The organism is Paenibacillus sp. FSL P2-0089, from assembly GCF_038595095.1.
In the GTDB taxonomy this organism is placed as follows: Bacteria; Bacillota; Bacilli; order Paenibacillales; family Paenibacillaceae; genus Paenibacillus_AQ; species Paenibacillus_AQ silagei.
Window position 1 is genome coordinate 2,954,040 of sequence record NZ_CP152006.1, and the last position, 18,507, is coordinate 2,972,546.

At 56.2% G+C, this 18,507-nt stretch carries 14 protein-coding genes; 12 read left to right on the plus strand and 2 right to left on the minus strand.

Annotation, left to right across the window (positions count from 1 at the left end; genetic code table 11):
- Nucleotides 1-38 precede the first annotated feature (38 nt).
- A complete protein-coding gene (locus NST69_RS12040; RefSeq protein ID WP_342549412.1) occupies nt 39-1,925 on the minus strand; it encodes an NFACT RNA binding domain-containing protein in 1,887 nt (628 codons plus the stop codon).
- Nucleotides 1,926-2,116: 191 nt separating this feature from the next.
- Between NST69_RS12040 and NST69_RS12045 the strand changes: the two genes are divergently transcribed.
- The 5 genes from NST69_RS12045 to NST69_RS12065 all read left to right on the plus strand — a co-directional run bounded on the left by NST69_RS12045 (nt 2,117) and on the right by NST69_RS12065 (nt 10,054).
- Nucleotides 2,117-4,927, plus strand: coding sequence for a calcium-translocating P-type ATPase, SERCA-type (locus NST69_RS12045; protein WP_342549413.1), 2,811 nt, complete (start codon nt 2,117-2,119; stop codon nt 4,925-4,927).
- Between the two features lie 115 nt (nt 4,928-5,042).
- Complete coding sequence (gene dapF, locus NST69_RS12050; protein ID WP_342549414.1) at nt 5,043-5,879, plus strand: diaminopimelate epimerase; 837 nt, start codon at nt 5,043-5,045, stop codon at nt 5,877-5,879.
- Between the two features lie 171 nt (nt 5,880-6,050).
- Complete coding sequence (locus NST69_RS12055) at nt 6,051-7,718, plus strand: spore germination protein (RefSeq protein WP_342549415.1); 1,668 nt, start codon at nt 6,051-6,053, stop codon at nt 7,716-7,718.
- Nucleotides 7,708-8,913 (plus strand): Ger(x)C family spore germination protein, encoded by a 1,206-nt coding sequence (locus NST69_RS12060; RefSeq protein WP_342549416.1) that lies wholly within the window; start codon nt 7,708-7,710, stop codon nt 8,911-8,913. The genes NST69_RS12055 and NST69_RS12060 overlap by 11 nt, the downstream gene beginning before the upstream one ends.
- Nucleotides 8,914-8,953: 40 nt before the next feature.
- Nucleotides 8,954-10,054, plus strand: a complete 1,101-nt coding sequence (locus NST69_RS12065) for a GerAB/ArcD/ProY family transporter (RefSeq protein ID WP_342549417.1) — start codon at nt 8,954-8,956, stop codon at nt 10,052-10,054.
- On the opposite strand, the gene NST69_RS12070 is transcribed toward NST69_RS12065, so the two are convergent.
- Entirely contained in the window at nt 10,027-10,284 is a 258-nt protein-coding gene (locus NST69_RS12070; RefSeq protein WP_342549418.1) for a hypothetical protein, read from the minus strand. The genes NST69_RS12065 and NST69_RS12070 overlap by 28 nt on opposite strands.
- A 168-nt stretch (nt 10,285-10,452) precedes the next feature.
- Between NST69_RS12070 and NST69_RS12075 the strand changes: the two genes are divergently transcribed.
- The 7 genes from NST69_RS12075 (at nt 10,453) to priA (ending at nt 18,448) form a co-directional block, all read left to right on the plus strand.
- Nucleotides 10,453-12,327, plus strand: a complete 1,875-nt coding sequence (locus NST69_RS12075) for a bifunctional homocysteine S-methyltransferase/methylenetetrahydrofolate reductase (protein WP_036729413.1) — start codon at nt 10,453-10,455, stop codon at nt 12,325-12,327.
- A gap of 38 nt (nt 12,328-12,365) precedes the next feature.
- Nucleotides 12,366-13,256: a YicC/YloC family endoribonuclease gene (locus tag NST69_RS12080; RefSeq protein WP_209873099.1), complete on the plus strand. Its 891-nt coding sequence runs from the start codon at nt 12,366-12,368 to the stop codon at nt 13,254-13,256.
- A gap of 52 nt (nt 13,257-13,308) precedes the next feature.
- The gene (locus tag NST69_RS12085; RefSeq protein WP_006209218.1) at nt 13,309-13,569 is read left to right on the plus strand and encodes a DUF370 domain-containing protein; all 261 of its coding nucleotides are present in this window, start codon (nt 13,309-13,311) and stop codon (nt 13,567-13,569) included.
- 18 nt (nt 13,570-13,587) lie between these two features.
- The gene (gene gmk, locus NST69_RS12090) at nt 13,588-14,157 is read left to right on the plus strand and encodes a guanylate kinase (RefSeq protein WP_036694520.1); all 570 of its coding nucleotides are present in this window, start codon (nt 13,588-13,590) and stop codon (nt 14,155-14,157) included.
- A gap of 55 nt (nt 14,158-14,212) precedes the next feature.
- Nucleotides 14,213-14,413 (plus strand): DNA-directed RNA polymerase subunit omega, encoded by a 201-nt coding sequence (rpoZ, locus tag NST69_RS12095; protein ID WP_036694519.1) that lies wholly within the window; start codon nt 14,213-14,215, stop codon nt 14,411-14,413.
- 271 nt (nt 14,414-14,684) lie between these two features.
- Nucleotides 14,685-15,917 carry a bifunctional phosphopantothenoylcysteine decarboxylase/phosphopantothenate--cysteine ligase CoaBC gene (coaBC, locus tag NST69_RS12100; protein WP_342549419.1) on the plus strand — a complete coding sequence of 411 codons (1,233 nt, stop codon included), beginning with the start codon at nt 14,685-14,687 and terminating at the stop codon, nt 15,915-15,917.
- Entirely contained in the window at nt 15,917-18,448 is a 2,532-nt protein-coding gene (gene priA / locus NST69_RS12105; RefSeq protein ID WP_342549420.1) for a primosomal protein N', read from the plus strand. Before coaBC ends, priA begins: the two co-directional genes overlap by 1 nt.
- Nucleotides 18,449-18,507: the final 59 nt, after the last annotated feature.

Below are 18,507 nucleotides of genomic sequence, written 5' to 3' on the forward strand. Positions count from 1 at the left end.
TTCACCTTCGCACCAGCCCAATGTATTCGGTTTTCCGCTTAACTCCGCAGCACATTCGGCAATTGCTTGATCCGCTCTTCATCGGGCGTGACGAAGAGTGTCCGCTGATGATCGTAGATGACGAAGCCCGGCTTGGCTCCGCTCGGCTTGCGCACGTAACGGATGAGCGTACAGTCCACCGGCACACTGCTGGATTGCTTGGCCTGGCTGTAGTAGGCAGCGAGCTGAGCAGCTTCCTCCAGGGTGGCATCGCCGAATTCCTCACTGCGGATCACCACATGCGAGCCGGGAATATCCTTGGTATGCAGCCAGGTATCGTTCGGAGCAGCGAGGCGGTTGGTGACATACTCGTTTTGCAGATTGTTTTTGCCGACATAGATGTCAACCCCTTCAGAGGAAGTGAATACCTGCAGCGTAGGTCTGGCAGCCTTCTTTTTCTTCTTGCCTTTTTTGCTGCGGTCGCGGAGATAGCCTTGGCTAACCAGCTCCTCGCGGATCTCCTCAATGTCATTCAGTGAGGCATGGGCTAATTGCTGGAGCAGCAGTTCCATATAGGCAATCTCTTCGTGTGTCTTCTTGACCTGCTCGCCGATCACCCGCAGGCTGTTCTTGTACTTGTTATATTTTTTGAAATACCGCTGTGCATTGTCCGTAGGGCTTAGCAGCGGGTCGAGCGGAACGGTAATCTCCGCCTGATTCTCATCATAGTAGTTTACTAGCTTTGCTTCCTTGTCGCCTTTGTTCACGGTGTGCAGGGAAGCGAACAGCAGCTCGCCCCAGATCCGGAACTGGTCTGCATCCTCGGCTTCGTTCAGATCCTTGTGCAGGTTGGCCAGCTTCTTGATGTTCTTGCTGCGCTCGTTGCTGAGGAAGCGGATCAGGTCGCTAACCCGCTGCTTAACCGTGTCCTTCTCCGCCTTGTCCCCATAATAATCCTCCAGGCACAAGCTTATGGAGCTGTAATGCTTCACATTCCCGCTCATGAGCTTCAGCGGAATGGCCGAGAATACCGGCTTGCCCTTGGCATTCCAACCGGTGACTGGAGCGAATTCCAGCTTGCTGACCGGCTCCATGACGGAATGGAAGGCTTCCCAGAGCTGATCGGGCTTATCCATGCCGCTGCTGAAATCCTCAGCTTCTCCGCCTATCTCCTTGTACCGGTGGAGGATCTCTCCGGCGATCAGCGGACTCAGGCCGCTGAAGGCGTGTACCAGCCAGCCGGCCGGATCGGCTGAAGGGGCCGGGCCGCCGGAGCCGTCAGCCTGCGGTGCCTCAAGTGAGGCCAGCAGTCCGGCGATCTCGCCCTCGATCATATCCTCCTCCGGCTCCTGAGGATGCTCGGCGGCGTAGCGGGCCGCTTCCTCTGCCGAGGCTATCAGGGTAAGGAAGTCCGGCTGGCTGATCTGCAGCGGATTCAGCTTATGCTGCTGCGGCGGCTGGGTATAAGCCGCTCCCGGCATAACGACCCGGTAGCTGCTGATTGACGGGGTGACATGATGAATGCCGTCGATAATCGTCCCCGTGGCCAGCTCGGTCAGAATGATGTTGCTGTGGCGTCCCATCAGCTCGATGATGATTTTTTTGGCGGAGACATCCCCCAGCTCATCCCGTGTTCTGATGGTGATATGAATAATTCGTTCAAGCCCCACCTGGGTAATGCTCTCGATGGTGCCGCCTTCACAATGCTTGCGCATCAGCATGCAGAACATCGGCGCTTCTGCCGGGTTGATGCTGCTTCTCTCGGTCAGGTGCAGCCGGGGGTAGGTCGGGTTCGCCGACAGCAGCAGCTTGCCGCCGCCGCCCGCACCGCGCAGGGTGAAGATGAGGTCATGTGTGCTGGGTTGATATATTTTGCCGACGCGTGCACCGATGAAGGGCTGAAGCTCATGCACGATCGCTTGGGTAACAATGCCGTCTAATGCCATGATAAGGTTCTCCTGTCGCCTGATAATAAAGTACTCCCTCTATGATGCCATACTTTTACCGGTTCGCGCAAAAGGAGAAACCCAGATACGGTGATATTTTGGGACGACCATGAATACACTTGGACATGAACAGGTGGAAAAGCTGTGCGCCGCCGGAAGTCAAGAAACGACCGGGAGGGGAAAGATTAGTTATGGAACAAAAAAGCTGGCACCGGCTCGGTGCAGAGGAGCTGCAGGAGATGTTCGGCGTTCAGCCGGGAACGGGGCTAAGCGCCGAGGACGCCGCCGCAAGACGCAAAGAGAGCGGGTACAATGAGCTGTCTGAGGGCAAAAGGGTATCACCTTTTACGCTGCTGCTCAATCAGTTCAAGGATTTCATGGTACTGGTGCTGATGGGGGCGACTCTGGTATCCGGCCTGCTCGGCGAATACTTAGACGCCATTACGATTATCGCGATTATTCTGCTTAACGGGGTACTCGGATTCGTGCAGGAGTTCCGCGCCGAGCGTTCGTTAAGAGCACTGAAGCAGCTCTCCGCGCCTACGGCCAAAGTGATGCGCGGCGGGAAGCAGGAGGTGCTTCCCGCCAGAATGCTGGTCCCCGGAGATATCGTCCTGCTGGAGAGCGGGGACCGGATACCGGCAGATGTCCGCTGGCTGCAGTGCAGCAGCATCTATGCCGAAGAGTCAGCGCTGACAGGGGAGTCGCTGCCGGTCTCCAAGCATGCCTCGGCGATCTATGCTGAAGACATCCCGCTGGGCGATCAGAAGAATATCGGCTTCATGGGTACGATGGTGACCCGGGGAACCGGCCGGGCTGTGGTCATCCGCACCGGTATGGCTACCGAGATGGGCAAGATTGCCGATCTGATCCAGAACACTGAATCCCAGGAGACCCCGCTGCAGCACCGTCTGGAGCAGCTCGGCAAGATTCTGATCTATGTCTCACTGGGGCTGACCATTGTTGTGGTTCTGGCAGGAATTATGCATGGTCAGCCGGCAACGGCGATGTTCCTGGCCGGGGTGAGTCTGGCGGTGGCAGCTATTCCCGAAGGACTTCCGGCCATTGTGACGATTGCGCTTGCGCTGGGTGTCCAGCGGATGATCAAGCGCAAGGCGATTGTCCGCAAGCTGCCCTCGGTAGAGACGCTGGGCTGCGCCTCCGTCATTTGCTCGGATAAGACAGGAACCCTGACGCAGAACAAAATGACAGTCACCCAGCTCTGGAACGCCGGACGGACCCTTGAGGTATCAGGGGAAGGTTATGCTCCGGTAGGCAGTGTGCTCCAGAAAGGCCGGCCCGTTGATCTGAAGAATGACCAGAGTCTCCGGCGCATGCTTCAGGTGGGTGCATTATGCAGCAACGCAGAGATTTATGAGAGCTTCCCCGACACGCGCAGCAAAAAGAAAGGCAAAGGTGCAGAGGCCGATAAAGGGGCTAACGCCCAGCCGGTCTGGGAACTGAAGGGCGATCCTACGGAAGGAGCGCTGGTCGCTTTGTCTGCCAAAATGGGACTAACTGCCCAAACGCTTGCTGTAACCTATACCCGGGAGACGGAGTTTCCGTTCGATTCTGAACGCAAGCTGATGTCGGTGGTTGTGAATCACCCCGGCGGCCGGATGATCTGCACCAAAGGCGCACCCGATGTGCTCCTGAATTGCTGCACGTATATGCTGTGGGAGGGCGGAGTCGTGCCCTGCACGCCGACCTTGCGCCAGAAGGTGCTGGATGCCAATGAACAGATGGCTTCCGGCGCACTGCGTGTGCTGGGGATGGCTTACCGCGATCTGCGGAGCGGAGAAACGGCCGGCAGCGAGAAGGAAGCGGAGAGCCAGCTTGTCTTCGTGGGCCTGGCCGGGATGATCGATCCGCCGCGCAAGGAAGTGCGCGATGCGATCAGCGTGACCCGCCGGGCAGGCATCAAGACGGTCATGATTACCGGCGACCATGGGACGACCGCAGAGGCGATTGCTCATCAGCTCGGCATTCTGCAGCGCGGCGGCAGGGTTCTAACTGGTAGCGAGCTTACCCGGATGGACGATGATGCGCTGGATAAGGTCTCCGACAGCGTGTTCGTCTACGCCCGGGTATCGCCGGAGCATAAGCTGCGGATCGTCAAGTCGCTGCAGCGCCACGGCCATGTCGTAGCGATGACTGGCGATGGAGTAAACGATGCGCCTGCAATTAAGGCCGCCGATATCGGGATCTCAATGGGAATCACCGGTACGGATGTGACGAAGGAGGCTTCGGCCCTGGTCCTCGGGGACGATAACTTCTCGACCATCGTGGCAGCTATTGAAGAGGGACGGAACATCTATGAGAATATCCGCAAATTCATCCGGTACCTGCTGGCCTCGAATGTCGGTGAGATTCTGACCATGTTCTTCGCCATGATGCTCGGGCTGCCGCTGCCGCTGGTTCCGATCCAGATTCTATGGGTCAATCTGGTTACAGACGGCCTACCTGCAATGGCGCTGGGCGTAGACCAGCCGGAGAAGGATCTGATGGAGCACAAGCCACGCGGTGCAAAAGAAAACATCTTTGCCCGGCGGCTGGGCTGGAAGATTGTCAGCCGCGGGCTGCTGATCGGCCTCTGTACGCTGGCCGCCTTCTGGCTCACGCTGCGGATTGATCCAGGTAGTGCGCAGCAGTTGATCCGCGCGCAGTCGGTTGCTTTTGCCACCCTTGTGATGGCTCAGCTCATTCATGTGTTCGATTGCCGCAGCTCGCGCTCGGTCTTCTACCGGAATCCGTTCCAGAACAGATATCTGGTCCTGGCTGTCCTGTCCTCTGTGATCTTAATGCTGGCTGTAATGTACCTCCCTGTGCTTCAGCCGGTGTTCAAGACTGTTCCGCTCAGCTTCCGTGAATGGTGCCTGGTGCTGGTGATGTCCGGAATCCCGACCTTCCTGATGGGAGCGGGCAGCGTCTGGGGCGGCAAGAAGAACCGCAGCCGCAGCGGCGGACGCCAGATGATAAAAAGTACAAAGTTTTCAGCATAAAATCAATAGCCTCACTCCACTCCTATAAGGTATGCTGGTTTCACTGAGAAGCTTGGTTTATGATGAACCAGGAATGTGGAAACAGCTGATCTTACTTATAGGAGTGGACCTGACAATGGAATTTACTAAAATGCACGGTTTGGGCAATGATTTTATTATCGTATTCGGCGAGGATGAGCTGCCGGGCAATGCCCCGGAGCTGGCAGTTAAGCTGTGCAACCGGTTCTTCGGCATCGGGGCAGACGGACTGGTGTACATTCTCCCTTCGCAGCGCGGCGATTACATGATGCGTATCATGAACTCCGATGGCTCTGAGGCTGAGCAATGCGGCAATGCGATCCGCTGTGTATCCAAATATGTATATGAGCATGGTCTGGTGGAATCGGAGCAGATTGTCATTGAGACGATTGGCGCCGGAGAACAGAAGGTCTCTCTGAAGGTGAAGGACGGGATCGTGGAGAGCGTAACGGTGGATATGGGTGAGCCGGTCCTGTCCGGACCGCAGATTCCTGTAGCGATCGACGCGGAGCCTGTGCTCGACCAGCCGATTGAAGCGGACGGCACAGCGTTCAGATTCACCGCAGTCTCCATGGGGAATCCGCATGCAGTCATTTATGTGGATGATGCAGTATCGTTCGATCTCGCTACCTGGGGACCGAAGCTGGAGGTGCACCCGCTCTTCCCGCGTAAGGTCAACGTGGAGTTCGCCACCGTAGTGAACCGCGGCCACGTGGACATGCGCGTCTGGGAGCGTGGTGCCGGGCCTACCCTGGCCTGCGGAACAGGTGCTTGCGCGACTCTGGTTTCCTCCGTGCTGAACGGAGTGACGGACCGCTCGGCGGTCATCAGCCTGAAGGGCGGTGACTTGTTCATCGAATGGAACGAGGAAGACAATCATGTCTATATGACCGGCCCTGCCCAGGTGGTATATACCGGCTCAGTGGATATCTGATATTTGATTCCCATATAACCACTTGCAATCCCCTGCATGCCAGATGCAGGGGATTTTTTATGTAATTCAGAGCCGGTATGGAACTGGAGTATGAAATGAAAGCCGAATAATGGCAGGCATATCCGCGAATAATAGAACTCTGCATAGAATCAGGGAGGAGGAGGAGCGGAGATGAAGTCAGGGTCCAACCGAAAAGCACAGAATGCGGGAGCAGATACTGCACCGGGACCGGGACAGCCGCAGGGCAGCGTTCGCTTGGGACTCGAGGATACAGTCGCCCAAAGTCTGCTCCACATTCAGACGGAGCTTGGCGGCAGTCCAGATCTCCAGATCCGCAGAATCCAGATCGGGGGAGAACGCCGCCTGGAAGCGGCCGCTGTTCATCTGAGCGGACTGGCGGACCCTGCGGCAGTGAATGAATTCGTACTCGGTTCACTGCTGAATCATACGGAGGAACTGTTCCTTGACAGAACGGATGGCGGTGCTGATAGCCGCGGGGAAGAAGCTTCACTTCCGCAGCAGATCCTTAGCCGTGCAATGGAGACAGGTGAGGCGCTGCTCCAGGAGGAATGGAAGGAGATCATGCTCGCTATTCTCTCCGGGGACACTGCGATTCTGCTGGAGGGCTGCAGGGCAGCGATTCTGTGCGGGACCAGGGGCGGGGAGCAGCGGGCGGTCAGTGAGCCAACCTCCCAGCTCGTGGTCCGGGGGCCGAAGGACGGGTTCGTCGAGTCAGTGGCCACGAACATCGCCCTGATCCGCCGCAGAATCAAATCTGCCAAGCTGCACCTGGAAGTCTTGAAGCTCGGCTCGGAGACCCATACCCATGTGGCGATGATGTACATGAAGGGGATTGCGGGGGAGGATCTGATCCGCGAAGCCAGAGACCGGCTGAACAAGATTTCCATCAATGAGATTCTGGAATCGGGGTACATCGAGGAATTAATTCAGGACAAGACCTTCACGCCGTTTCCGACGATCTACAATACGGAACGGCCTGATGTGGCTGCAGGCAATCTGCTCGAAGGCCGGGTGGTAATTATTGTGGACGGCACGCCGTTTGTACTGATTCTTCCGGCGGTGTTTACGCAGTTTTTTCAATCTGCCGAGGATTATTCCCAGCGGTTCGACATTACCATATTGATGCGGCTGGTCCGTTATTTGAGCTTCCTCGTGCTGATTCTGGGTCCTTCGGTCTACCTTGCGCTGACTACCTATCATTATGAGATGATTCCGACCACGCTGCTGATCAATCTGCTCTCCCAGCGGGAGAATGTGCCCTTCCCGGCCTTTGTGGAGCTGCTCTTGATGGAGCTGGCCTTTGAAATCCTGCGCGAAGCCGGGGTACGCATGCCGCGTGCCATCGGGCAGACGGTCTCTGTGGTCGGTGCACTTATCCTGGGAACGGCGGTGGTAGAGGCCGGGATTATTGCGCCCATCATGGTCATCGTCGTAGCGTTGACCGGGATTGCCAGCTTTGCCCTTCCGGCGTACAACCTGGCGATTGCCGGGAGAATTATCCGGTTTGCTTTTCTGATCATGGCCAGTATATTCGGCTTCTACGGAATTACTCTGGGCCTGATCCTGCTGGTGGCACATATGAGCAGCCTGAGATCCTTCGGTGTTCCTTATCTCTTCCCCTTCGTGCCGCTCTCCATTAAAGGGCATAAGGACACACTGTTCAGAATGCCGCTCTGGCTGATCGGGCCGGACAAGCCGCCGGCACAAATGCGCGAGGAAATGCCGGAATACATGCTGCTAACGACCGGTCATGAGGAGCAGCTCCCCCCGTTAATCCGCAAGAATAGCAGGGCTGAGGAGGAGAAGCGTGAGGAATAGAATCTTCGGCGGCATAGGTGTACTGTTTGTCCTTCCAATGCTGCTGCTTACCGGCTGCTGGGACAGTGTTGAACTCAACCGGCGGGCAATTGTCTCGGGGGTAGCGATCGACAAGGGCGACTCTGAGGCTGAGCGGTACAAGCTATCCTTTCAAGTGATTGTGGCGGAGGAAATCTCCGGAGAGAAGAGCAGAGGTATATCGCCGGTTGCGCTGTACACAGGAACAGGCCGCACGATGTTCGAGGCGCTGGCAGACGCTTCCCGCCAGACGGCACGCTTCCTCTCCCTGGGACATGTGCGGGTGCTGGTGATCTCGGAGGCGTTCGCCCGCGAAGGCATCAAGGACCTTCTCGATGTGCTGGAGCGGGAGAGCGATACCCGGCTGAACAGCCTGATTTTCATCTCCAAGGGACAGCCTGCGCGTGAGATCATGTCCACAATGACCGTGTTCAGCAAAATCCCGGCCAATGATCTGGTGGAGAAGCTGGAGACGACCTCCAAGCAGTTCGGCTATAACTTCCGGATGGCCGTGGATGATGTGATCCGGGGCATTCAGATCAGAGGAGGCGGTCCGGTGATCAACGGGGTATACACCAGAGGAGAGTGGACTCCCTCATCGGGCAGCAATGACAGCCTGAAGAATATCGAACCCCGGTCGATCCTGAGAGTCTCCTCCCTTGCGGCATTCAAGGATGACAAGCTGAAGGGCTGGCTTACGGGTGACGCTGCTCTCGGTACCGTTCTTTTGCATAATCGGATCAAAGAGTTCCCGGTTCTGCTCAAGCAGCAGGAGGGCCGTTATCTCTCCTTCAACATCTATCAGTCCCAGGTGTCACTTGCCGTCGAGTCGTCTGACCCGGAGCATCCTGTCTTTACGGTCAAAATCACGCAGCAGGCTGCGCTCAAGGAAGCTCCGAATCCGCTCGATCTTACCTCGCCTAAAGTGCTGGAAGAGCTGTCAGACCGGCTCATAAAAGAAAGCGTCAAGCATATCCAAGCAGCCATAAGCACAGCCAAAGAATTGGGCAGTGATTATCTCGGCTTTGGACGGGCATTGCAGCGGAAGGATCCGCGCGGCTGGAAGAAGGTCAGGGACCACTGGGAGGACGTATTCGCAAACTGTGAAATCCGGTTCGATGCAGATGTGGTCATCCGGCATACGGATATGCGCAGCAACTCTTTTCAGATTCATTAAGTCTGCCGGTAGGGTAACCGGGTGAGGAGGTCCACAGAATATGGGGAAGGTCAAAATCGGACTCGTCGAATTCTTCAGCCTGACGGTGCTGTTCGAGCTGGGCACGGCGCTGGTGGTTAATCTGGGAATGGGGGCAGGCCGGGATGCCTGGCTCTCGATCCTGCTCGGCTGCGCGGCGGGGCTGATCATGTTCACGGGATACGCCTATCTGTACCGTAAGCACCCGGACCAGCCTTTTACAGCCTATACACGGCAAATTCTCGGAAAATATATCGGAGCACCGGTAGGCCTGCTCTATATTGTTCTCTACATAAACCTGGCCGCCAGGGATTTGCGCGATGGCAGCACCATGCTCGCAATGTCAACCATGCATCATACTCCGCTGTTTATCTTAAGCACCCTGATGCTGCTCTCGGGAGCTTATGTGCTGCATAAGGGGTTGGAGGTGCTGAGCAGAACGTCCATGGTATTTGCGTTTGTCGTTCTGGGGATCGGCCTGTTCGGGACCGTGATGCTGATACTCTCCGGTACGATTAATCTGCACAGACTGCTGCCTGTACTGGAGAATGGCTTTCAGCCCGTGCTTCGCTCGGTGATTCATCAGAATTATATGTTTCCGTTCGGGGAGATGGTGTGCTTCACGATGCTGATGCCGTACCTGTCCAGTGTCAAAAAAGGGCCTTGGATTATCGCCGCCGCCATGGTGTTCTCCGCGCTGCTGCTCAGCTTCACCATGGCGCTGAATGTTTCGGTTCTGGGTGCTGATATTGTAGAGCGTTCGCCGCTCCCGCTGATGCCGACAATCAGCAAGATCTCCATTTCGGATATCATCCAGCGGGTGGATATTTTCGTGGTGATGGTGCTGATCATCGGGGTGTTTTTCAAAATGGCTGTCTTCTTCGCTGCTGCACTAATCGGAATCTCGGACCTGTTCAAGCTGCCGTACCGGAGAATGCTCTATCCCTGCGGACTGATCATCCTCTTCACTTCCATGCTGGATGCACGCAGCTTCATCGAACATCTCGATGAGGGCGGGACCCTGCTGTACAGGGTGTATCCCTATTTAATGATAGTCGTTCCAGCGCTGCTGGTAATAGTAACGGCGGTCCGCGATCATTTCTCCGCCCCCCGGCCGGGCTGACGGCCGCTCACCCAATAGATGGCATCAGGTACGATAAGGAGCAGCACCAGTACAGCCGCAGTCAGCTTCTCCGAGGTAGTGTAGAGCAGATAATTCAGTATATAGCGGATATTCTCCGTCCCGTAGCCGAACATCCAGTCCAGCAGGTACAGGTACAGCAGCGAGAGCGCCGACAGCAGGAGGATTACGGCATATTTGCGCAGCAGCAGCCTTCTTATTTGCTTCTTCATTCCTACATTCTCCTTCTGCCAAGATTATGCGTAGTATGAATCAATTGACGGACCGGCATACAAGAATTATGGACACCCGTCTCTTTTGTCTGCTAAAGCTTATCATCCATCCCGATTTATGTTACATTAGTATGAAACTAATGTTGTCAGTAAGGGGAGGTTCTTGCGGTGAAGCCGGATTTGCGCTCTGCATGGGAGAATAACGTGTTGGTCGGAGACGGAGCGATGGGAACCTTTTTGTATCAAAAGGGTTTCCCTGTCGGCATCTCCTACGAGGAATTGAATCTGACCTCACCGGAGGTCATTGAGGATGTGCACCGGAGCTACATCAATGCAGGTGCTGTACTGCTGGAGAGTAATACCTATTCCGCGAACTACGACAAGCTGTCCAAGTTCGGACTGGAAGCCAAGGTAGCGGATATCAACCGGGCAGGAGTCCGCATTGCCCGCCGGGCTGCCGGCGAGAACGGGTATGTTGTCGGTGCGATCGGCTCGATCCGCGCCGGTAAACGGGCCAATCTGTCCTCCTCCGAGCTGAAGAAGTTCTTCTCGCAGCAGATTGCCGCGCTTCTGGAGGAAGCGCCGGACGGGATCATGCTGGAGACCTTCTATGATGTCGAGGAGCTTCATCTGGCGCTGAAGGCTGTGCGCAAGCTCAGCACGCTGCCGGTGATCTGCCAGCTGGCTGTGGACGATTCGGCGCGGACGCTGGACGGGTTAACCCTGCCGGAAGCGTTCCATATTCTGCAGCAGGACGGAGCCGATGTGATCGGCTTCAACTGCAACACCGGACCAAACGGGATCAAGCGTGCGCTGGGTACGCTACAGGGCAAGCTGGCGCTGCCGGTGTCGATCTATCCGAATGCGGGGGTAGCCGATTATGTAGACGGCCAGTACCGCTATGGCGCCTCGCCGGAGTATTTCGGACAGATGGCTCCGGTGTTCGCGGATATGGGCAGCCGGATTATCGGGGGCTGCTGCGGGACTACCCCCAAGCATATCGCTGAGATCTCCGCTGCCCTGAAGGGCTATGTGGTGGAGCCGCTGCCTGAGCCCGCTGCCTTCAGTGCGCCTGAGAGAATTGCGGTGCAGGAGCATCTGGCGGATGACGGGGGACAGGGAGGCGGCGAACCGACGCTTGTCGATCTGGTCAAGGAACGCCACACCGTTATCGTAGAGCTTGACCCTCCGCGCGATCTGGACATCGCGAAGTTCATGAAGGGGGCAGAGGCGCTGCGCCGGGCCGGAGCCGATGCGCTGACGCTGGCCGATAATTCGCTTGCTGTCACCCGGATGAGCAATATGGCGCTGGGGCATCTGGTGCAGGCCCGCACAGGCCTGCGGCCGCTGGTGCATATTGCCTGCCGTGACCGCAATCTGATTGGCACCCAGTCGCATCTGATGGGCTTCGACGCGCTGGGGATTGACCATGTGCTGGCCGTGACCGGAGATCCTGCCCGGTTCGGGGATCTGCCCGGCTCAAGCTCGATCTATGACCTGACTTCATTTGAAATTATACGTATGATTAAGCAGCTCAATGACGGCGTGGCCTTCTCCGGCAAGCCGCTCAAGCAGAACGCGAAGTTCGTCATCGGCGCAGCGTTCAATCCCAATGTCAAGCATCTGGACAAAGCGGTCGAGCGCCTGGAGAAGAAGATTGCCTCGGGTGCGGATTATATTATGACCCAGCCCGTGTATGATCCTGAATTGATTGCCCGGATTGCCAAGGCTACTGAGCACCTGGATATTCCGATCTTCATCGGCATTATGCCGCTGGCCAGCGGACGCAATGCAGAGTATCTGCATAATGAGGTTCCCGGCATTCAGCTCTCCGCCGAGGTCCGCAGCCGGATGGCCGGACTCGAAGGCGAAGCGGGACGGGCCGAAGGGGTGCTGATCGCCAAGGAGCTGCTGGATGCGGCTATTGCACATTTTAACGGAATCTATCTGATTACGCCGTTTATGTTCTATGATATGAGCGTGCAGCTGCTGGAGTATATTTGGGAGAAGCAGGGACGTAAGTTATCCCCCTTGTTTCGCTAGTAATAATCAATTACAATAGTGTAATGGATGTGATTCCGTTGTCATATAGTATGACCGGATACGGTCAGTCAGCCCTGGAATACGGCGGACACAAGATAACGTTCGAGGTCAAATCGGTGAATAACCGATACTGCGAAGTTGTGCTGCGGTTGCCCAGGGAATGGACGGGGTATGAGGATAGGCTGCGCAGAATGGTTCAGGCTCATATCAGACGGGGACGGGTAGATGTTATTATTAATAGAGAACTCACCGACGGGGCGGCTGACACGCATGTGCTGGACCGCCGCAGGGTGAGCTCCTATCTTGATGCAGCGGAGGTACTGGTCCGGGAGTATGGCTTCAAGGGAGAGTTGTCCCTGCGGGATATCCTTGCTATGCCCGGTGTAATGGAACCGAAGGAAGAGACGGCTGTTGCTGACTCCTCCGGAGAACTTGCAGATCTTCTGGAGCAGGGTCTCCAGCTTGGTCTGGAGGCCCTGCTGGAGATGCGCGGACGGGAAGGCTCCTATTTGGCGGCCGATCTGACGCACAGACTTGACCGTCTGGAAGAGCTGCATGCCGGAATCAGCAGATATGCGCCTCTGGTTGTGGAGGAGCAGCGCGAGAAGCTGCGGCAACGGCTTAACCTGCTGAATGACGGGAGCTTCCCCTGGGATGAGCATAAATTCGGCATGGAGATGGCTATCTTCGCGGACCGCTGCAATATAGATGAGGAGCTGACCCGGCTTCACAGCCATTTCGGCCAGTGCCGGGCCTTGCTGCTGGGCAGCGAGCCTGCCGGACGCAAGCTTGATTTTCTCATCCAGGAGATGAACAGGGAGACCAACACAATAGGGTCGAAGTGCAGTCATCTGGCGGTTGTGAATCTGACGCTTGATATGAAGGCGGAGCTCGAGAAGATTCGGGAGCAGGCGGCGAACCTGGAATGACAGGAACCAGGGAGCAAGCTATGATGTTACTTATGGGGGGAACAACCGGAACATGGCAATCAAATTAATCAACATCGGCTTTGGGAATATCGTGTCAGCGAACCGCATTATTTCCATTGTCAGCCCGGAATCGGCACCGATTAAGAGAATTATCCAGGAGGCCAGAGACAGGCATATGCTGATCGATGCCACCTACGGGAGGCGGACGCGGGCTGTCATTATTACCGACAGCGACCATGTGATTCTCTCGGCTGTACAGCCTGAGACGGTAGCTCACCGCCTATCCAGCAAAGACGACGATAACGACGAATAACAACAATTGGAGTGTACTATGTCAAAAGGATTGCTGATTATACTATCCGGCCCTTCCGGTGTCGGCAAAGGTACGGTATGCACAGCGCTGCGGCCGAAGATGCCTGAACTCGTCTATTCCGTTTCTGCCACCACACGCTCTCCGCGTGCAGGTGAAGAGAACGGAGTCAATTATTTTTTCAAATCCAGAGAGCAGTTCGCCGATATGATTGAAGGCGACAAGCTGCTGGAATATGCGGAGTACGTAGGCAATTATTACGGTACTCCGCGTGACTTTGTAGAGAGAACACTTGAGAGCGGAAGAGATATTATTCTGGAGATCGAGGTTCAGGGAGCTCTCAAGGTCAAAGAGAAATTTCCCGAAGGGATCTTTGTATTCCTTCTTCCCCCGTCCATGGACGAGTTGAAGGACCGCATTCGCGGACGCGGAACAGAGCATCCTGATGTAATCAGCCACCGCATGTCTGTGGCTGAAGACGAGATCGGTTTGATCCGGCATTATGATTATGCCGTGGTGAATGATGAGATTGATCTGGCCTGCAAGCGAATAGAAAGCATTATTATCGCCGAACATTGTAAGGTGCGATGAACAAGTTCTACAGGATTGGTCCATATTTACAGTAAAAGATGAAGAGGTGCCTTACATGCTATATCCATCCATTGACGAACTGGTGACTAAGGTCGACAGCAAGTATTCCCTGGTAGTCGCTTCAGCCCGCCGGGCCAGAGCACTCCGTGAAGGCGGCAAGACCGATATCGTTGCGCCTAAATCGCATAAGTATGTCGGTGTTGCACTTGAAGAAATCTATGAAGACCGCATTATAGTAACGCGCGGCGAGGAATAGTCCCCTGAAATGGTGCCGTCCCTTGAATAAGGGCGGCGCAGCCGTTTCTGCCCGCTTAAGCTGCACAATGAAGTGATAATGGCCCGTACCGGGCTGTTCCTGACAACCGGAAGGTTGTTATTTTTTTCTCTATATATAAAGAAAATTTGAAGCGCAGGCTTCTTTTAGCGTAAATATGACATAACGAAGCCGTAAATATGAAGATTTTCATTTCTTCTTTTCATAGCTGGATATAGAATGGGTGCAGATTGAGGAACGGAGGGAGATCAGATTGAAGAGCTTACAAGGGAAGTCGATTATACTCGGAATTACCGGCGGAATTGCTGCGTATAAGGCCGCGGCGCTGACCAGCAAGCTTACCCAGAAGGGCGCCGAGGTGCATGTCATTATGACAGCATCGGCCAAGCAGTTCATTACGGAGCTGACGCTCCAGTCATTGTCGAAGCAGCGGGTATACAGTGATACGTTCCAGGAGCGGGACCCGTCTTCTATTTCACATATTGATCTGGCTGACGCTGCCGACCTGGTCCTGATTGCGCCGGCTACAGCCAACATTATCGCCAAAATGGCCCACGGGCTGGCAGACGACATGCTGTCCACCACGCTGCTTGCTACAACAGCGCCTATTATGGTAGCTCCGGCGATGAATGTCCATATGTATCAGCATCCGGCGGTCCTCAGCAATATGGATACCCTCTATAACCGGGGTGTTCAGTTTATTGAGCCCGGTGAAGGGCTGCTGGCCTGCGGGTATGTGGGCAAGGGACGGCTGGAGGAGCCGGAGGAGATCGTGAAGGTGGTTGAGAACTTTTTTGTACTGCAGAAGGAGAAGACCTCCGGACCGCTTGCCGGTAAAAAAGTGGTGATTACCGCAGGAGGCACGGTAGAACGTATTGATCCCGTCCGTTATATCTCCAATGATTCCTCGGGTAAAATGGGCTTCGCCCTCGCACGCGCCGCGCACGCCATGGGTGCTGCGGTGACGCTGATTGCCGCACGTACCGATGAGGCGCCGCCCCGTGATGCCGGTATCGATCTGGTCCGCGTCCAGTCAGCACAGGAGATGCACGATGCAGTCATGGCCCGCTGGAGTCATTGCGATATTCTTGTGAAAGCAGCGGCGGTTGCGGATTACCGTCCACGCGAGAGCAGTGACTCGAAGATTAAGAAGAGCGGCAGCACCATGACGCTTGAGCTGGTGAAAACGACTGATATTCTGGAGAGCCTGGGCAAAATCAAGGACAAGCAGTTCCTGATCGGCTTTGCCGCCGAGACCGGAAATGCCGAGGTCTATGCCAAGGACAAGCTGGTCCGCAAGAACCTCGATCTGATTGTAGCCAATGATGTGGCCATGGAGGGTGCGGGATTCGGCACGGATACCAACATCGTCAAAGTGTATGATGCCGAAGGCCTAGTGCTTGATCTTCCGCTGGCTTCCAAGGATGAGGTGGCGCGCCGGATTCTGCGGCTGGCGGCTGAGCGTGTTGCCGGAGCCTTATTATAATGGATATTGCCAAGGTCATTGTCGATGTTCCTGTACGCAGCACCGACCGGCCGTTTGACTATATTATCCCGGATGCTCTGAAGCTGTGGATTGAAGTGGGCAGCAGAGTCGCTGTTCCGTTCGGCCCCCGTACGGTCCAGGGGTTCGTAGTGTCCCTGGAATCAGGGGAGACCGGCAGTGTCTCCCGGATGAAGCCGATTGTAGAAGTACTGGATCTGCTTCCTCCCCTATCGCCGGAGCTGGTTGAGCTGGCCGACTGGATGAGCCAAAGATACGCCTGCAGACGGATCTCCGCACTGCAGGCGATGCTTCCGACTGCCCTGAAGGGCAAAGCGGAGCGTTTGATCTCGCTTGGAGATACAGAGGAAGCGTCCAGCGCCCCCGCAGATGAGCTGTTTCCGCTCTTTCTTGAGGCGGACAACGAAGAACAGCAGATCATTGACTTCGTTAGGCGTCACAGTGAAGTATCCATGAAGCTGCTGACCCGTACCTTCCCCGAGGCTGCGGAGACGATTAAGTTCATGGTGCGGCGCGGAGTCCTGGCAGAGAGCCAGTCGATCAAGGATAAGATGGGCAAAAAGAAGCTCAAGGCCGTTGACCTGGCTATTGGCTTGTCAGAAGCCCGGGAGTCGCTCTCCAGCTTCCCCGCGCGTTCAGCGCGCCAGAAGGAAGTGCTCTCCTACCTGATTGATATGGAAGCCATGCTGCCGATGCCGCTTAAGGATATTCTGGCGATCCTTCAGGTCACTGCGGGCACGCTCAAGACGCTTGCGGACAAAGGGTATATAGAGATCAGCGAAATCGAAGTCTACCGTGACCCCTACCGGGGACGGGACTTCAAGCCAAGCACACCGCTTCCGCTGACAGCGGAGCAGGAGAGGGTCTATGAGCGGATTGTGGGTACTGTCGAGCAGCAGACGCATGAAGTCTTCCTGCTGCACGGGGTGACCGGCAGCGGGAAGACGGAAATCTATCTCCAGACGATCCAGCGCTGTATCGAGCAGGGTCGGCAGGCAGTGGTGCTGGTGCCTGAGATTGCGCTGACACCGCAGATGGTGGAACGGTTCAAGGGCCGGTTCGGCAGCGGGGTGGCGGTGATGCACAGCCGCCTGTCTGTCGGCGAACGTTATGACGAGTGGCGCAAGATCCGCGAAGGTAAGGCGATGGTTGCGGTCGGAGCACGCTCAGCCGTGTTCGCCCCGTTCGCCAATCTGGGCCTGATTATCATGGATGAAGAGCATGAAGGCTCTTATAAGCAGGAGGAGAATCCGAAATATCATGCCCGTGATGTGGCTGTCCGCAGGGCAGAGCAGGGCGGGGCCGTGGTAATTCTGGGCTCTGCAACACCTTCACTGGAGAGCTATCATGCCGCCAGATCGCAGAGTGACATCCACTTCTCGCCGATTCTGCTGGAGATGCCGAGCCGCGCACTGGGCAACGAGCTGCCGAAGGTGGCTGTCGTTGACATGCGTGAGGAACTGAAGGAAGGTAACCGCTCCATGTTCAGCCGCAGTCTGCATGCCGCTCTGGTGAGCAGGCTGGAGCGCGGCGAACAGACAGTGCTGCTGCTCAACCGCAGAGGCTTCTCGACCTTCGTCATGTGCCGGAGCTGCGGCTACGTTGCCGGCTGCCCGGAATGCGATATCTCGCTGACCTATCACAGCCGAAGCGACAATCTGCGCTGCCATTACTGCGGGCATGCAGAACCTGCACCCAAGGTATGCCCGGAATGCGGCAGTGAGCATATCCGCTTCTTCGGGACAGGGACGCAACGGGTAGAGGAGGAGTTGGGCAAGCTGTTCCCCGGTATCCGGGTTATACGTATGGATGTGGACACGACCACGGAGAAAGGCTCGCATGAGAAGCTCCTGAACCAGTTCAGGGACAAGAAGGCCGATGTGCTGCTGGGCACACAGATGGTCGCCAAAGGACTTGACTTCCCCGATGTAACGCTGGTTGGGGTCATTACTGCGGATTCTGCACTCAATCTGCCTGATTTCCGGGCGGCGGAGAAAACCTTTCAGCTCTTGACGCAGGTTGCCGGCCGCGCGGGCCGGCATCAGCTCCCCGGCGAGGTGGTGGTCCAGTCGTATACACCGGAGCATTATTCGATTATCCATGCCAGCGGGCATGATTACCGTTCATTCGTCCGGGATGAGCTGAAGCACCGCAAAGAGCTGCATTACCCGCCCTATTGCCGTCTGATTCTGGTCACCCTGTCGCATGAGCAGCTTCCGCTGCTGCTGAAGCTTGCGGAGAATTATGCGCTCAGTATTCAGGGCAAAGCCAGACAGCTGCGCTGGTACGGCAGTCTGGACAAGCTCTCCTCGGATGCGCTGGATCTGCTGGGACCGGTGGCCTCGCCGCTGCCCCGGCTGAAGGGGCGTTACCGGTTCCAGTGTATTATCAAATGGCGCGGTGCGATTGACGCCATTGCGCTGACCCGCCAGGTGGCGGAGGAGCTGGAGGATTCTGTCCGCGATAAGGGGCTGCAGATCAGCATCGATGTCGATCCGCAGATGTTGATGTAATTCTCGGGCGTGTTACAATGGTAAGGCGGTTTTGCCCTGCCGTTTCGGCGAGAAATAGA

What these genes read in the sequence shown, in the direction of transcription:
- dapF (WP_342549414.1), top strand. Translation starts at nt 5,043, where the DNA reads ATGGAATTTACTAAAATGCACGGTTTGGGCAATGATTTTATTATCGTA.
- NST69_RS12070 (WP_342549418.1), bottom strand. Translation starts at nt 10,284, where the DNA reads ATGAAGAAGCAAATAAGAAGGCTGCTGCTGCGCAAATATGCCGTAATC.
- NST69_RS12045 (WP_342549413.1), top strand. Translation starts at nt 2,117, where the DNA reads ATGGAACAAAAAAGCTGGCACCGGCTCGGTGCAGAGGAGCTGCAGGAG.
- NST69_RS12040 (WP_342549412.1), bottom strand. Translation starts at nt 1,925, where the DNA reads ATGGCATTAGACGGCATTGTTACCCAAGCGATCGTGCATGAGCTTCAG.
- gmk (WP_036694520.1), top strand. Translation starts at nt 13,588, where the DNA reads ATGTCAAAAGGATTGCTGATTATACTATCCGGCCCTTCCGGTGTCGGC.
- rpoZ (WP_036694519.1), top strand. Translation starts at nt 14,213, where the DNA reads ATGCTATATCCATCCATTGACGAACTGGTGACTAAGGTCGACAGCAAG.
- NST69_RS12085 (WP_006209218.1), top strand. Translation starts at nt 13,309, where the DNA reads ATGGCAATCAAATTAATCAACATCGGCTTTGGGAATATCGTGTCAGCG.
- NST69_RS12055 (WP_342549415.1), top strand. Translation starts at nt 6,051, where the DNA reads ATGAAGTCAGGGTCCAACCGAAAAGCACAGAATGCGGGAGCAGATACT.
- priA (WP_342549420.1), top strand. Translation starts at nt 15,917, where the DNA reads ATGGATATTGCCAAGGTCATTGTCGATGTTCCTGTACGCAGCACCGAC.
- NST69_RS12065 (WP_342549417.1), top strand. Translation starts at nt 8,954, where the DNA reads ATGGGGAAGGTCAAAATCGGACTCGTCGAATTCTTCAGCCTGACGGTG.